The organism is Phormidesmis sp. 146-20 (genome assembly GCF_052939475.1).
The window spans coordinates 23,746-40,050 of sequence record NZ_JBJPHT010000017.1 but is presented as its reverse complement, the minus strand read 5'-3'; the positions used below and the strand labels follow the sequence as shown (position 1 = coordinate 40,050).

Sequence of the window (16,305 nt, the reverse complement as noted above, 5' to 3'; positions counted from 1 at the left end):
GCTTCGTTGTTGAGATCTTCTGCCCTCCAACCCCTCAATTCTGGGGGACTTTAAGAGAAGAATCCTAGTTCAAAGTCCTCTACTCAAGGGGGATTTGGGGGGCTGCCTAAATTAACAACCGCCGCGAAAGATTTCGTCGAATTTGCGCTAGTTTAACTCGTTTGCGTCTCTTGATTTGGGTTTGTTGAGTTCTTTGCTTTTGGCTTCGGCAGCTTGGTGAGCGGTGAGGTAGTCTTTGCCTCCTAGCATCAGGTCGCCGTAATATTCGTAGGGCATTTTGCCATAGACTGGCAGCGCATCATCATCGGGGTAGTCTTCTTCAGCTTCCTCGATCGCTTTTTTCAACTGTTTCACCGTCAAGCGCTGGGCTGGGAAGTAAAAAAGCTCGTCCGCTTTGCGGCTTAGATGCTGAAAATTGGGATCGATGAGGCGATCGTCTAACTCTAGCCACGCATGTTCGACTGGCTTAAAGGGCGACCCCGCAAAGACGACAAACCCCTGCACATAGGTTGCTCCTTCGATGACAAGGGCGGCTTTGTGGGCGTTTTCAAAAATTGATTTTGCTTTGCTTTTGACAGTTTGGGCGACCTCTAGCGATCGCTCTACATCTAACGGTTTATCCATGCTGGTCGTCTGTTCTTACCCTCCATTTAAGAGTAGTTCACAGAGAGCAATTGTTGATTAAGAAAAACGACAAGTGCCTGAAGCGTTGAAAAGCGGCTAAGGTCAAATTCTTCGCTCACATCAATTCCAAATTGACCGCCAAAGGCTTCGCAAAATGAGATTTCCCAGTCAAACCAGCAGACTAGCGGCAGGTGCAAATCTTCGGTGAGGCGATCGCTTGGTAAGACATTGGCAAAATGCAGCCCTGAATAGTCTTCTAACTGCTGGTAGACAAAATCTGAGACTTCTTGAGAAATGCCTAAAGGCTGCCAAAACAATTCGTACCACTCATCCGCTGTCCGGGAGGGGCGATCGCGCAAAGTTTGATTGATACGCTTTCTCAGTGCCAAATCGGGACTCATGTCAGCGTATGTATTCAAACTGTCAAAGAGGTTTTTTAGCCTTCGCCACATGCTCTACTGTTAAATTCTGTAGGGGTGAGTTTCCTCAACTTTTTTCAGTGTTCCCACTAATGTATTGATCTTTCGGTTGCTTGGAATTTAGGGATAAGGGAGAACTTTGTTCCGCTGCGCGAGGAGAGATGAGGAATGAAGTTTTTGCTTTGGTTGCAGATCTGATTGTGTTCTAACTTCCGTTAGATAGAAGGCTTTGAACGGGAAGTTTTGTCTAAAAGTCCCCAGAGTTGGCAGCTTCTACGGTGTCACACAAGTCGTTGTTGCTTCGTTTCAGGCGGCTTCAGCCCCCTAAATCCCCCAGTCTGGGGGACTTTGACAAAGGAAGGATTTCCTCCAAAGTTCAAAGCCATGACGACGGCTCAAAGTCCCCCATTCTTGGGGGATTTAGGGGGCGCAGGATCTCAGCAATGACAGATTGATCGACGTGTGTGTACACGGCAGGTTGGCAGCTTGGGGGCAAAAGCACTCAGTAACGAAGCGGCAGACTCTAATCGGATTGATGTTCGTAGTCGTGTTCATTCAATTCATCGGTTAACGTTCCTTATTTTGTTGTTAACCTCTACTTTTGAGGGCAAGGGTTGCGGTTCCGTAGGCGGCTTCTGTTTGAGACGATCGCACCACCGGAACGCCTAACTGACGCATCCGAATGGCTTGCCACGCTTGATTGTTTGCTCCACCTCCAGCCGAATAAACGCTTGTCAAGGCATTTGTTCCCAAGGATTGTAGCAGTCTGTAGCCCTTGGCTTCAATGCGAGCGATACTTTCGAGCAGCCCGTGTAGAAAAATGACAGGATCATCGGGCCGAGGGTCTAATTGTGGAGGCAGATGAGGATCGTTAATGGGAAAGCGATCGCCCGGTTTCAGCAATGGGTAATAGTCCAGCAAGCTCTCTTGATCGGTAGGAATGCGATCGCTGAGTTGGGCGAGTTGTCGATCGCTAAAGAAATGCTTTAATACGGCTCCTCCGGTGTTAGAAGCGCCTCCAACCAGCCACAGATCGCCCAATCGATGGCTATAAATTCCGTATTGTCCGGCTTCGATCCGGGTTTCGCTGAGAAGTTTGAGTACCAGTGTTGATCCTAACGAAGTGACCGCTTCTCCGGGTGTGCTGACTCCACTAGCCAAAAAAGCGGCGATGCTGTCTGTGGTTCCGGCACAAATCAGGCAGTCCGATCGCAGGTTCCATTCAGCCGCGACGGTGGGATGAATCGCTGAAACTACAGTGCCGGGAGCGACGACGTTGGGCAATCGTTTTCTGAACGGTAAAGCTTCTAACCAATCGGGATAACAGAGATGCTCAACGTCATAGCCCAACTTCAAACTGTTGTGATAGTCGCTGATTCCTAACTGTCGGTGTAGCAAAAATGCCAGCCAGTCTGCTTGATGCAAAAAATAACGCGCGTTAGAAAAGTCAGGCTGTTGGCTCCACCACAGGAGTTTGGCAAAGCTAGAAGTTGCGCTAACGACCGTGTGATTGAGGGGAGCGATCGCCTTCACATCATCCAATACCGTCGCGGCGCGATCGTCGTTGTAGAGCAGCGGTTCTGCGATCGGATCGCCTGTTTGGTCACACAGCAAAACCGTTGAAGAAGTTCCATTGATAGCAATGGCGCGAATCTGCGATCGTAACGCTTTGGGAATCTGGTCGATGAGATGAAACAGGGTGTTTTGCCAAAGGGCAGGCAAATTGTCAGATTGAGTAAACGAGCGACTGGCTTGAAACTGAATTTCTGCAAGATCGTTTTCTAAAGGCGAGACGGCGACCCCTTGTGGGTAACTCAAAGAGATCGCTCTTGCGCCCGATGTGCCAAAATCGATACCCAGATACAAATCCATAACGGTTAGGTTTGAACGGCTGTTTTTGAAATCTAACTTGAGTGTGAAGATTGACGCACGACACATTCAACTAAGATTCAAGCAATCCATTCTAAGCAAGCCTCATGGAAACCACGGTTAGAGAACTGCGACCCCTCGGCAACACAGACATTCAACTTTTTGCGATCGCCCTGGGTGGAATGCCGATGTCTCTGAGCAACAGACCACCCGAATCGCAGGCGATCGCCACCATTCACAAAGCGCTAGATCTGGGCGTAAATTTGATCGATACCGCCGACGCTTATTGTCAAGACGAATCCGATAAGCACCACAACGAAACGCTAATCCACAAAGCACTTGAGCAATATGCAGGTGACACCAGCCAGGTTTTAGTCGCGACCAAAGGCGGGTTGATGCGTCCTAATGGCTCCTGGACTCGCAACGGCAATCCGCAGCATTTACGCGAAACCATTCGAGCCAGCTATGAAGCGCTGGGAGGCCACCAGCCGATCGACCTGTGGCAATACCATTCACCTGACCCAGAGTATACGATCGCTGACTCGCTAACGCCTGCCAAAGAAGCCGTTCAAGCCGGACTCATCCGCTTTGTGGGCGTATCAAATTTTTCGGTCGAGCAGATCAAACAAGCCCGCGAAGTCGTCGAAATCGTCTCAGTCCAAAATCAATACAACCTCTGGCACCGTCAGCCCGAAACCGATGGCGTGTTGGAATACTGCGAAGCTGAAGGATTGACCTTTTTGCCCTGGAGTCCGCTCGGTGGAAGTCGTCGAGTGAATGAACTAAAGACTGTGAAAGCGATCGCTGACCTTGCCCACCAAAAAGGCGTTTCTGTTTATACGCTAGTTCTCGCCTGGATGTTAGCCAAGTCGCAATGCATTTTGCCCATTCCAGGAGCCAGCAAGCCTGATAGCATTGAAGACTCGGTACGAGCAACTCAAATCAAGCTAACCGACGCAGAATTCAGTACGATCGACGAGGCAACCACAGCGTCACCATGATTTCTATCACTCAAACAGGCCGTATTTATCACCGATTCCTCTAGATTTCGTCACCCAAATTGTTGGACGATTACCTCATAGTAGAAAGTGTGCAACCTTGCGATCGTAGATGAATCAGAATTAGGGGATTGGGGAGCAAAAGCGCTGAACACCGAAGCAAAAAACGTTCATTCAATCCACACCAATCTCTAACGTAAGGTCGTATCAGGTCTCATCTACTCCACGTCTCAAAGCTCAAAGCCAAACCACAGAAACTGCATTCTACCCTCCTCCCTCTTCCCTCTTCCCTCCTCCCTGTCTCAACTGCTACACCCAAACGAAGGCGATCGAGCGGATAATACTTCAAACTAGGCTGTGAGGAACGCAACGAACAGAAGTCTAACTAACAACCTCCAAAAAGCACTCTCAAGAACAGCAATGTTTAACGCCACCGAAATTTTTATTGATGCGTTTGTGGATCAGCTTCAGCAAGGCTATCACCGCACCTACGGCAACATGAAGTCCAATTATGCGGACATTTTAGGGTGGGCGGGCAGCATGGCTTTAGAGAATATTGCCAACAGTGACGCGCTTTACCACGATGTCGAACACACGATTCTCGTGACCCTCGTCGGACAGGAAATGCTGCGAGGTCGTCATATTCGGGATGGTGGAGTGTCTTGTGAAGACTGGCTACACTGCATTATTTCGCTCACCTGTCACGATATTGGCTATGTCAAAGGGGTTTGCCGCGACGATCGCATCGGTTCTTACGCGACGGGTCTGGACAATACGATGATTGAGTTGGCGTTGGGGGCGAGTGATGCGAGTCTGACTCCTTATCATGTCGATCGCGGCAAGCTATTTATCGAAGAACGCTTTGGCGGACATAAACTAATCGATGCCGAAATCATCAAGCGCAATATTGAGCTAACTCGCTTTCCCGTTCCTAATGCTGAAGACCATCAAGACACCATTAATTATCCTGGATTAATTCGGGCGGCGGACTTGATCGGACAACTCAGCGACCCGCGCTATCTGAGAAAAATCAATGCGCTGTATTACGAATTTGAGGAAACAGGCGTTAACAAAGCGCTCGGTTACGAACATCCAGGAGACCTGCGAAAAAACTATCCAAAATTTTTCTGGAATGGAGTACATCCCTTTATTCAAGACGCTTTGCGCTATTTAAATCTGACCCAACAAGGACAGCAGATCGTCGCCAACCTTTACGCAAATGTCTTTGTCGTGGAGCATGAATAAACTGAGTTTGTAACAAATTCTTTACAATCTCCCTCAAACACGTTAAGCTTTGTAAAGAAACTGAAACACTTTACACGAGCAAAAAATCATGAGAAGCGGATCTATCACAGACGATCAGGGCAAGCTAAACAACTTTGCGATCGAGCCTCAAATGTATGTCACCGAGGAGCCTCAAACAGGCTTTACTCCTTACGCAGAACTGCTCAACGGTCGCCTCGCTATGATTGGATTCGTTTCTCTGCTGGCCCTCGAAATTTTGACAGGTCACGGACTGCTGGGTTTCTTCCAAACCTTGTCTGAACTGTAGCTTGAATGAGTTTATAGAAGTGGGAGGGTTCGGGAACCCACAAAACCCATGTGGTTCACCCGTGGGATGTAGTTAGGGTTCGGGCGTGGCTGGCAAGCCACAGAGTCAATGTTTGGTACAATAACACTTGTCAAGGTGAAACTCCTTTGCCATCGTGAAACAGTTAAGACACACTTTCAGGCATCAATGAGTAGGGCAAAGAGCGGCGAACACTCTTAAAACAGTCAGGGATAGCCACGTCTTCCCACCACCAGAGCACCGAATATTGTTTGAGAGTCCGAAAACGTAAGGCGGGGCACGCCTAAACGCTAGGTTCGTATCCTAGTACGCTTGGGGAGATCGACTCTCTGGGATTGACTAAGTTAAGCTCGTCAATTGGCGCGATGGCGCGGTTGAAAGGTTTAAGCATTGCCGCAAGGATAGTGAATTTTAAGGTCATTCGTAGAGCCAAGAATCCCACTCTCTTTAGAGGTGGGAGTGTCAATAAATCGATCCCCCTGAGCTTGAAGAATAGACAGGGGGATTCTTTTATTCAGCCGTTTCTAAAGAAGTCATCGGTGTTGATGTTCCTCTAATAATTGTTGCGCTCTGGGTTTGTAGAGCAAGTGAAACAACGACTCAATATATCGCAGCATATCTTCTCGATTTTCTTGGGAGGTGTAGTTCCAAAAACCGTAGATTTTAGCGAGAGAAATCAGTCGAGTCGTGTGAATTTTCCAGGTGTAAGTGCTGTAGACTCGATCGATACTTTTCTCAGAAATTCCGTCCCAATAGTTCGGGTTTTGGTCACACTTAGAAAGGAATTCTAGAATGATCGCGGCCACTTGTTCTTGCTCGGTTGGATTGATATAAAACCCATTCACTCGGTCTTGAATAATCTCTAATGGGCCGCCAAATCGAGTCGCAAAGGTAGGCAATCCTGTGATCATGGATTCCAGAATGGTTAAACCAAACGCTTCAAATAAAGCGGGCTGCACAAAAATGCCTTGGCGATCGGCAATCACGCGATAGATTTCACCCGTATCTCCTTTAGAAAGCCTCACGCCTAGCCAGCGAATTTTTCCATGTAGATCGTATTCATCGATCGTTTGATACATCTTCTGAATTTCGCTGATTTCTTCGTGATCGGTCGAGTCTTCAGTTCGCAGTTTTCCGGCGACCAAAATTAGATTGCAGCGCTCTTGTAGCTCTTTGTTCTTGCCGAAAAGTTCGACCAACCCTGTGAGATTTTTAATCCGATCTAACCGTGCCATTGAGAAGATTGGGCGCTTTTTAGGGTCTTCTAATTTGCCAAAAACTTGAGCCGGATCTTCTAAATTGAACATGAGTTCTTCAAGGCGGTCGCGATTCCTCAACAGCCGCTCTTGGGTGCGAGTATAGGGAAAGAACGCTTGCTCATTGACTCCCGGCGGCACCACATTAAACTTGGGACTAAATAACTCAATCCCGCTGACCACATGATATAGCTCCGGCATCGTGAACGATTTGTAAGACTCATACTGTCCCACACTATCAGGCGTGCCAACAATTTCTTGATAAGTGCTACTGATGATAAAGTTGGCGGCATTCATCGCAATCAAATCGGCCGTAAACTGAAGCGAAAAGTGATATTTATCCTCCAGATCTTGCCAATAAAGATTGCTGAATAAATACTTAGACTTTTCGAGCGCATGAGCAACATTACACTGAGTAACTTTGAGCCGTCTTGCTAATAGAAACGCGACCAGATTTCCGTCTGAATAGTTGCCCACAATCAAGTCAGGAACACCCTGCAACTCTGCTCTTAATTCTTTCTCAGCATCGATCGCAAAAGTTTCCAAATAGGGCCAGATTTCAAAGCGAGAAATCCAGTTTTGTGTCAGGTTGGGATTAAATTCTCGAAAGGGAACTCGTAGAATCCAGGCATCAACTGTCTCATGAATTTTTTCTAATCGCTGGTTACAAAGCGTCCCATCACTTTGAGGAATCAAGCGCGTCAAAACAATCACTTTTGGATGCACATCCAGAACTTCTAAGCCTGCCAGATTGATGTCTTCTTGAAGCTGTTGTTCGAGACTTTTGACCTGATCGAGAATGTAAACAACCTGCCCCCCTGTATCGGGTCTGCCTAATACGCCTTCTTGCCCAAACCACCCATGAGGCGATACCAGCACAATCTTGAAAATCATGGGAATGCGTGAAATGAAAGCTTCTAATGATTGGTGATCGGGTGAATCGAGCAGTTGATCCAGGATTTCTAATGTTTCTTGAACTCGATGGGCGATGTTACCCCAACCTGGCTCAAAACCCAAATTTTGCAGGTCAAATCGAAAGTTTTGGTAAGCAGTATCAGAGGGTAAATCGCTAACAAATGTAATTGCCTGTTTGACTCGATCGCTCAACTCTTTTTGAGTTTGAATTCGCTCATTAATTAACAGTTGAGATCCACTACATTTATGCAGTCGCATGAAATTGAATAGCGAATCTTGCCACTCTTGCGGATCTTGAAATAGTTTACTCGACAAATAGCGATTGAGAAATTCTACCCCTTTGCCAATATTTTTAGGGTCTCGAATTGTCGGAGAATAGTCATAAAATGGCTGAAAATCAATCTCAAACGTCTCACCTTCTTGAGGGTGAAATCGATTGACAAAGCGATCGCGCAGATCCAACAGTTCCTCTACGGAGATTGGTTCGACTGTCAGATTTTCTAGGACTCGATACGCCTCCTGTCGCGCAATTTTAGGGCGAATAATCATGCACAGACTTTCATCGTCCAGAATGATTTCTTGAATGTAATAAACTAGCTTGCTCAGACGAGATGAGGTGTGAAACTGCTCAGATTTCTCATAGTTTCGGCAGTACTCTCCAAACAAATGTAAAATCTCATTTCTCAGTAAATACTTCTGCTCAGACGATTGTAAAAGACTGGCAAACTGTCGTAAATTGGTTTTCTCATCACTATTCAAAACAGCTTGAATTAAGTCAGACATTGCAACTTCCTCTTATAGCGGTTAGACAAAGATACAGATCTCAATCTTCGATTGCAAATTAATCTTTCTGTGGGCAATCTTTTCCACAGTTTGGAACACAACGAACCCCTCACTTGTCTTGACAATTGGACAAAGTGAGAAAATATAGCAGACTTGATACTAAGCCAACGTCACACAGGGCGTATCTTCCGCAAGTCTAGAAAATTCTTAAAAGACTTGTTCAAAATTTTTTGATCTTTACCAAATCTTATTCAGATTGCTGAAGTCCATCGTAGTGATAAGTCGCCCGAACTTGCGGGCCAAATACAACCAGATCACCCGTTTTTAACGGTGAAAATAATAGACGCTGACCATTGATCAGGAGTCCATTGGTGCTAGGTTTGCCATCTACATTGCCGTCGTCGATCGTATAAACCAGCATTCCATCTTCGCGATCGACTCGGCGCAAAACCGCATGATATCGAGAGGCAAACTGCGATCGCAGACAAATATCATTTTTGGGATCTCTGCCGATCGTATACTGCGCCTTCTCCAAAGAAATCTCACGCTGCCCTGCATCATCTTCAACCACCAGCCGGGGAAAAGGATGCCCTGCAAACGGTCGAACCTCCTTACCCTCAACCGCCTTGTGAGGAGCCGCCTCATGCTCGACCAGGGTTGCGTCACAACCATCCTCATACCAGACAGGCTTTGTCGTCGGTTGCTTGAGTCCAGATAGCCCACACTGCTGAGAAGCGAGGAGTCGAGCCTGCCAGGAAACCTGATCGTCGGGCTGGAGAGACAAAGCCCGATCGTAGCTGGCGATCGCTTCTGAATAGCGTTTTAACTCGACCAGCGCATTGCCGCGATTTCGCCAAGTCAAATAATTGTTAGCGTCCAGTTCTATCGCGTGATTGTAGCTCTCGATCGCATCGTCGTACTGATTTAACCCATACAGCAAGGCATTGCCGCGATTAAACCAGGCGAGTGGGTAGGCCTCATTAATCTGCAATGTGTGGTTATAGCAAATAAGAGCCGCCTCATAGTCCCCCAACCCGTACTGCATGGCGTTGCCGCGATCGTGCCAGATTTCACCTTCGGCTTCTCGGCTAGGACGCGATTGCAGGGCCCGATCGTAGCTGGCGATCGCTTCTGTAAAAAATCCCAAACTTTCTAAAGAGAGTCCCCGTTCGTACCAAGCTTCCCAAAAGTCCGGTCGAGTCCTCAGCACTTGATTGTAAGAAGCAACTGCCTTTTCGTGATCCTCGGCGGCAGCGTGACCTAACCCTTGTCTAAACCAAGAGAGCGCATTGCCAGTGAGGGGAAGACGAGCGGTGTCAAGCATAGATGGATACTACTTTCCCTAGCCTGTTCTTTTCGAGCCTAGCACAGGAACAAACCCCGATGAAATCCGTCTTTACGGAGATTGCTGGACTTCCATAAAAACCGCATGAAGATCCGTTGCAATGATCCGTATTTCCTGGGGCTTGAATTGATCTCCGGAGAGAATTCTTGAAGTTTAGTAACGTTTCGCTGTGTGGTTTGGGTCGGTGCTGCTGCACGATGAAAAGAACTTGCCCCCCAAGCTGCCAATTTTGGGAAACTTCCGGCCTTCCATCAGCGATTTAGAGTTGGCAAGGCCAAAATTCAACCCGTCAGAATGTGTTGGGCGGTTAATTGGGGTTGTTCTAGATGGGGAACGTGACCGCAGTTTTGAATCCAGATTAGTTGACTGTGGACGATCGCTCGCTCAAACCGTTGAGCATCCGCTGTTCCTAAAATTTTGTCCTGGTCGCCCCAGAGAATCAGCGTGGGCTGTTTGAGGTTAGCAATCCGATCGCTCAAAAAATTGTAGCCACCGCTTTGGGTAAAGGCGATCAGCGCTTGACTCCATCGGGGCTGTTTGAGATGTAGAGCAGCACAGCATTCTGCATCCAGGGTGACAAAGCTGCGATCGTAGTAGGCGTTGAGGCTGACCTGCTGACGGACTTTGGGCTGACGCAAAAATTCGGTCGCCAGATAGCCCAGCGGCGGAATGAGAAATCGCCCGATCGCCGGGCCGGCCGCAAACCCCGCACTGTCGATCAAAACTAACTGAGAAACCGCTTCGGGATAGGTGAGCGCAAAATCGATCGCAGCCGCCCCGCCCATTGAGGCCCCCACTAAAATCACGGGCTGACCAATCAGCGTTTGCCAAACATGATAAAGGTGCGTCTTGATCGCATCGGGTGTAAAAGCAACGCCCACCGGACGATCGGTAAAGCCAAACCCCAGTAAATCGATCGCCCAGACGGATCGAGCTTGAGCCAACAGAGGCAGCAGACGACGAAATTCTAAAACTGAGCTATCGAAACCGTGCAGTAGCAAAATGGGAACCCCTCCCGACCCTTGATGCACATAGGTCGTTTGGATCGGGTCAGCCCTGAGCGGTGTGGCGATCGCTTGAGCGGTGATTTGTTGAGCAAGCGCGATAGAAGTCACTTCGGTGAGTTGAGCAACTTCGGGGGGTAAAAAGTTGGCAAACATAGAACCTAGTCTACTGTAAAACGCCTCGCCGCCCCTGTTTAGCGTTCTTTATAAAACGCTGGTGACTGTGATTTTGGCTAAATTCTGACTAGAGTTTTATAAAGGCTTGTGCTACTTGCTCTACAAACATCCGTACTTCCCCTGAGAACCGTATGTAGAATCCACCAGATCTCCAGGGAAGAATAGGCTCGTTTCTGTCCTGACCCTAGTCCCCTTGAGAAGTATGAGCATGGAATCTGCCCAGTCATCTACCTGGAATCGTCACCCGTTGTCTGTGGAGCAGTCTGTTCTGCTCGCGTCTGATCTTTTGACTACAAATCCGTTGTCTTCCTGGAGATCTGGGACGGCAGTGGCTTTTATTGATACCCGTGTGAAGGATTATCAAAGTCTGATCACAGGAGTCAACGCCGGGACGGAGGTGCATGTTCTCGATCCGCTTCAGGATGCGGTGGCGCAGATTACTCAGACGCTGATGGGTCGCTCAGGTATCGCCAGTCTACATATTTTGGCTCACGGGACATCAGGAAGCCTGAATTTGGGCAGCACCTCGCTCAGTTTAGAAACGTTGAACCGCAATGTCGATCGCTTAAAGTCGTGGGGCAGTGCGTTAACAGAAGATGCGGATATCTTGCTCTATGGCTGCGATGTGGCAGCGGGCGATCGCGGATTGAAGTTTCTTCAACAGTTTAGTCAACTAACGGGGGCGGATGTTGCCGCGTCTAACGATCGCACAGGAGCGGCTGACTTAGGGGGCGATTGGACACTAGAAGTCAACACGGGAGAGATTGCGGCGGGTCTGGTCTTTAAGGCAACAACGCTGGCAACTTATCAGCATTTACTGCCTGTCGAGTTGCTTTCGTCGGCGAATGTTACGTCGGTCAATAATGCGGGTGGTTCGATCGGAAGTGCTTCGACCAGCGGCGACGGAAAATATGTGGTGTTTAGCAGCCTCGCCAATGATTTGACGGCTGACGATCGCAACCCTGGTCAGGATGTATTTTTGCTCGATCGCTCCAATCCGCTCGCCCCGATCGTCACCTTGATCAGCCGCAATACGACCAATCCAGCGACCAGCACTTCATTCAATGCAGTGATCAGCGCGGATGGAAGCTATGTGGCTTTTGTCAGCAATTCTGTCACCCTGGATGCTGAAGTTTCCTACACAGATACCCGACCGAACAATGATGTGTTTGTGTGGGAGCGATCAACCGGAAAGATCAATCTCGTGAGCCGGACAACTGATCTCACGCCGACGGCAGGTGATTTTGATTCGGTTACTCCTGTAATCAGCGACAACGGGGACTATATCGCATTTGTCAGTCGCGCCAACAACTTAAGTACGATTCCTAGCAGAAATAATGGACGAACCCTCCCGGATGTCTTTTTGTACGATCGCACCGCTCAAACCGTCAGCTTGGTCAGCAGCAATATCGACAACACTGCCGGAGGGCGTTTAGGCTCATTGACTCCGGCGATTAGTGGCGATGGTAACTATGTGGCATTTGCCAGTAACGCGATCGATCTAGAACCCACTGCGAGTCAAGGAACCTTTGTCTGGAATCGGGCAACGGATGAAATGACCGTTGTGGCCGCTGGGACAGGGCTAACGAATCCTGTGATTAACCAAACGGGTAGCCGCATCGCCTTTAGTACAACTGCGTCCCTCGTGGCAGAAGACACCAATGGGGTTGATGATGTCTATCTGTGGGATCGCACAACCGGGATAGAACTGGTTAGCTTTAACGCCACCGGAACGACTAGCGGCAACGGAGCGGGTGTCGGGTCAGGATCTTCTGCGCCTGTGATCAGCAGTGATGGCAATTTTGTAGCGTTTGTCAGCCTTTCGAGTGATCTGGTGGCGGGGGTTACCGATGACAATGCCGTGACAGATGTGTTTGTGCGCGATTTGAGCAATCCGACGCGGCAGACGTTTTTGGTGAGTCAAAGTCAAGCAGGGGCGATCGGTAATGGGTCATCTTCTAATGTCAGCATCAGCGCCAATGGGAAGCAAATTGCCTTTACCAGTCTATCGAGCAATCTCGTGGCCAACGACACCAATGCAAAACGAGATGGGTTTGTGCAGGATCTCAGTAACCTGTCGGCTCCGACAACGATCTTGGTCAGTCGTGACACTACTGGAGCAGCCGGAAACGATGAATCCGCGACTTCGGGAACAGGCGACTCGACGACGCCGATCGTCAGCAGAGATGGCAGATTTGTTGTTTTCTCTAGTCGCGCCTCCAATTTGATTAACAATGATGGCAACGGGGCAGAAGATAGCTTCATCAATGAGGTGCAGACGGGGACGACGACGATCGTTTCGTTCCGCAATGCTGACCCTGCGCTGGCATCCCTGACAGGCAATGGGGATTCTAATACGGCGTTGGGGGCGGTTAGTGCCGATGGGCGCTATGTGGTGTTTGTTAGCAAAGCTCCTGAGCTAGTAGCCAATGACAACAATGCGGCTCAGGATGTGTTTTTGCGGGATGTACAGACGGGCACGGTGACGCTGGTCAGTCGCAGCGGGGCAGGTAGTGGAAATGGAGTTTCTGGCAATCCCGTGATCAGTCGTGATGGGCGCTATGTGGTCTTTGTCAGCAGCGCTTCTAATCTGGTGGCAGGTGATGCGAATGGTGGTCAGGACGTGTTTTTGTGGGATCGACTGGATGGCTCGACTCGATTAGTGAGTGGCGTAAATGGCGGTAGCGATGATGTTGCGCCGAGTATTAGCAGTGATGGTCGCTATGTCGTATTTGTTAGCAGTGTGAGTAATCTCGTTGCTAATGATGCTAATAATCAAGCGGACGTGTTTTTGTGGGATCGGCAAGACGGTTCGATCCGGTTAATTAGCGGCGTAGATGCAACTACTAGCAGCAATGGAAGTTCCGATCGCGCCACGATCAGCCGTGATGGTCGCTATGTTGCCTTTACCAGTAACGCCAGTAATCTTCCAGATAATGCGGCTGGACGACAAAATGTGTTTGTGTGGGATCGTCAAGATGGGTCGATCAAACTGATTAACCGCAATGGAGCTACGATCGGAGATGGAACTTCTGCAACGCCTGTAATCAGCGGCAATGGGCGGTTTGTGGCTTTTGTCAGCACGTCAAGTAATCTAGGCAGCGGCACAGATGCAAACAATGCTCAAGATGTGTTTGTCTATGATTTGCAGTTGGGCACGACGACTCCGGTTAGTTTGTCTACAAGTGGGGCTTATAGTGCTGGGGCAAGCGGCATGAGTGCGACTCGATCGGACTCTCCTGTTATCAGTGACGATGGGCGATTTGTGGCTTTTGTCAGCAGCTTCAGCGATCTGGTTGCGAATGATGCGAACGATGCTAGAGATGTGTTTGTGCGCGACTTGGTGAGCAATCGAACACTGTTGGTTAGCTCTAACAAAGAGGGGACGGCAAGCAGCACCGGAACTGGGTCTGGTGGCATGTCGGGAGGATCTGGCTCGTTTAATCCGGTGATTAGCAGTGACGGGCGATTTGTGGCTTTTGTTAGCTTCTCAAACAATCTTGTAGACAATGACACCAACAATGCTCAGGATGTGTTTGTGCGCGATTTGTTGGCTGATAGCGGCAATGGTAAAACTCGATTAGTCAGCCAAAATCTAGCAGGCACCAGTAGCGGCAATGGAGCTTCTTTTGACCCGACGATCGATGCGATTGGCAGCTACGTTACATTCACAAGTGAAGCGTCTGATCTGGTGGATCGCGATCGCAATAACAAGACCGATGGGTTTGGGTTGCAGCTTGCTAACACCGTAAGAATCGAGAGTCTGGACGGAGCAGCGATCGAGGCAACCAAAGCGGCTACTTACAAAATCACGCGCAGCGGCACTCAAGGGAATTTGACGGTTAAGTTGGCGATCGATGCCTTGAATACGGCTTCTGTCTCAGATTACACGCTGTCAGTAGGAGCCACTGCAATCACGCCGATTAACTCAGAGCTAACGATCGTCATTCCAGATGGGGCGAGTGAAGTGATTTTGACCTTGGCTCCCACTGATAATGAGGCTGCGGAAGCGGATGAAACAATCAAGCTCAATCTGTTGGCGGGAGAAGGCTATGTGATTCCGATGGGGACTGAGAGTGCAACGGTTGCGATCGCTGCCAATGATACGACTGTGACGAATACCAATGATGCAGGAGAAGGATCACTCAGACAAGCGATTCTCAACGCTAATGCCTTTGGTGGAGTGAATACGATCGACTTCAAAATTGGTTCCGTTAGTAAAACGATCAATCTGGCTTCTGCGTTACCGACGATCACCGATGCTGCGATCATAGATGGAACAACGCAGGCTGGCTATGTAGCAGTTACAGACGCTCCAGGAACGCCGATCGTTGAATTGAATGGGACAGGTGCAGGAGATGCGAATGGATTGGTGATCAGTGCGGGGAATAGCACTGTAACAGGTCTGGCAATCAATCGCTTTACGCAAGACGGAATTCGGATTACCGCAGGCACCAACCAAATTCAGAAAAACCTGATTACTGAAAATGGGGGCGCAGGCATTGCGATCGTTGGACTGACAAACAATCGGATTGGGCTAAACACAATCACGGCCAACACGGGTCTAGGAATCGATTTGGGAGGCGATGGGGTTACGGCAAACGATCTGGGAGATGCGGACGCGGGCGCAAATAATCTGCAAAACTATCCGCTCTTGGTGACGGCGGAACCTGTGGGAGGAAATACGATCGTTTCCGGAACCCTCAACAGCACAGCGAGCAAACCGTTTCGAGTAAAATTTTTTAGCAACGATAGTGCTGACGCATCAGGGAATGGAGAAGGACAGACTTATCTTGGTTTCAGCGATGTGACGACAGATGCCAGCGGCAATGCAATTATCACATTCTCGGCAACGGGAGCGCTCACCGGAAAATTTATTAGCGCTACTGCTACAGATATCGCAACAGGAGACACCTCTGAGTTTTCAACAGCACGAGTAGTTGTTGCTCCAAAAGTCTCGATCGCGTCCTCAATTGCAACGCTTGCTGAAGGCAACAGTGATACAAAGCTTTACACTTTTGTAGTCACATTAGATCAAGCTAGTAGTCAAATCGTTAAAGTCAATTACACTACAGAAGATAGATTAGCGACAGCAGGCAGCGATTATACAGCCGTGATGAATGGCGAAGTAGAATTTGCACCGGGAGAAACCACAAAAACGATTGCAATTGATATCACTGGCGATATTCTTCAGGAAATAAACGAAGACTTTAAAGTGACGCTGAGTACGCCTACCAATGCGACGATTAATAGCGCGATCGCAACGGGCATTATTCAAAACGATGACACGCCGCCCACAATTTCAGTCGCCAACGTCACGAAACAAGAAGGTCAAACTGGCGATA

General features: G+C 48.8%; 10 protein-coding genes. 4 read left to right on the top strand and 6 right to left on the bottom strand.

The features are described 5' to 3' along the window. Positions 1-147 precede the first annotated feature (147 nt). The 3 genes from ACKFKH_RS15315 to ACKFKH_RS15305 all read right to left on the bottom strand — a co-directional run bounded on the left by ACKFKH_RS15315 (position 148) and on the right by ACKFKH_RS15305 (position 2,915). Complete coding sequence (locus ACKFKH_RS15315) at positions 148-624, bottom strand: hypothetical protein (RefSeq protein WP_446859177.1); 477 nt, start codon at positions 622-624, stop codon at positions 148-150. Between the two features lie 26 nt (positions 625-650). After that, positions 651-1,043, bottom strand: a complete 393-nt coding sequence (locus tag ACKFKH_RS15310) for a hypothetical protein (protein ID WP_446859176.1) — start codon at positions 1,041-1,043, stop codon at positions 651-653. Positions 1,044-1,631: 588 nt separating this feature from the next. Further along, the gene (locus ACKFKH_RS15305; RefSeq protein WP_446859175.1) at positions 1,632-2,915 is read right to left on the bottom strand and encodes an FGGY-family carbohydrate kinase; all 1,284 of its coding nucleotides are present in this window, start codon (positions 2,913-2,915) and stop codon (positions 1,632-1,634) included. A gap of 104 nt (positions 2,916-3,019) precedes the next feature. Here ACKFKH_RS15305 and ACKFKH_RS15300 point away from each other — a divergent pair, with 104 nt between their 5' ends. The 3 genes from ACKFKH_RS15300 to ACKFKH_RS15290 all read left to right on the top strand — a co-directional run bounded on the left by ACKFKH_RS15300 (position 3,020) and on the right by ACKFKH_RS15290 (position 5,462). Beyond that, positions 3,020-3,913 (top strand): aldo/keto reductase, encoded by an 894-nt coding sequence (locus ACKFKH_RS15300; RefSeq protein ID WP_446859174.1) that lies wholly within the window; start codon positions 3,020-3,022, stop codon positions 3,911-3,913. A 417-nt stretch (positions 3,914-4,330) separates the two neighbouring features. Then, complete coding sequence (locus ACKFKH_RS15295) at positions 4,331-5,155, top strand: Npun_R2479 family HD domain-containing metalloprotein (RefSeq protein ID WP_446859173.1); 825 nt, start codon at positions 4,331-4,333, stop codon at positions 5,153-5,155. 88 nt (positions 5,156-5,243) lie between these two features. Continuing rightward, positions 5,244-5,462 (top strand): chlorophyll a/b-binding protein, encoded by a 219-nt coding sequence (locus ACKFKH_RS15290; RefSeq protein WP_446859172.1) that lies wholly within the window; start codon positions 5,244-5,246, stop codon positions 5,460-5,462. 551 nt (positions 5,463-6,013) lie between these two features. Here ACKFKH_RS15290 and ACKFKH_RS15285 read toward each other — a convergent pair. The 3 genes from ACKFKH_RS15285 to ACKFKH_RS15275 all read right to left on the bottom strand — a co-directional run bounded on the left by ACKFKH_RS15285 (position 6,014) and on the right by ACKFKH_RS15275 (position 10,939). Further along, positions 6,014-8,434: a sucrose synthase gene (locus tag ACKFKH_RS15285; RefSeq protein ID WP_446859171.1), complete on the bottom strand. Its 2,421-nt coding sequence runs from the start codon at positions 8,432-8,434 to the stop codon at positions 6,014-6,016. A 247-nt stretch (positions 8,435-8,681) separates the two neighbouring features. Then, on the bottom strand, positions 8,682-9,758 hold the full coding sequence (locus ACKFKH_RS15280; RefSeq protein WP_446859170.1) for a tetratricopeptide repeat protein: 1,077 nt from the start codon (positions 9,756-9,758) through the stop codon (positions 8,682-8,684). A 302-nt stretch (positions 9,759-10,060) separates the two neighbouring features. Then, the gene (locus ACKFKH_RS15275; RefSeq protein ID WP_446859169.1) at positions 10,061-10,939 is read right to left on the bottom strand and encodes an alpha/beta fold hydrolase; all 879 of its coding nucleotides are present in this window, start codon (positions 10,937-10,939) and stop codon (positions 10,061-10,063) included. Between the two features lie 229 nt (positions 10,940-11,168). Here ACKFKH_RS15275 and ACKFKH_RS15270 point away from each other — a divergent pair. Beyond that, on the top strand, positions 11,169-16,305 hold a 5,137-nt coding region (locus ACKFKH_RS15270), incomplete at its 3' end, for a DUF4347 domain-containing protein (RefSeq protein ID WP_446859168.1).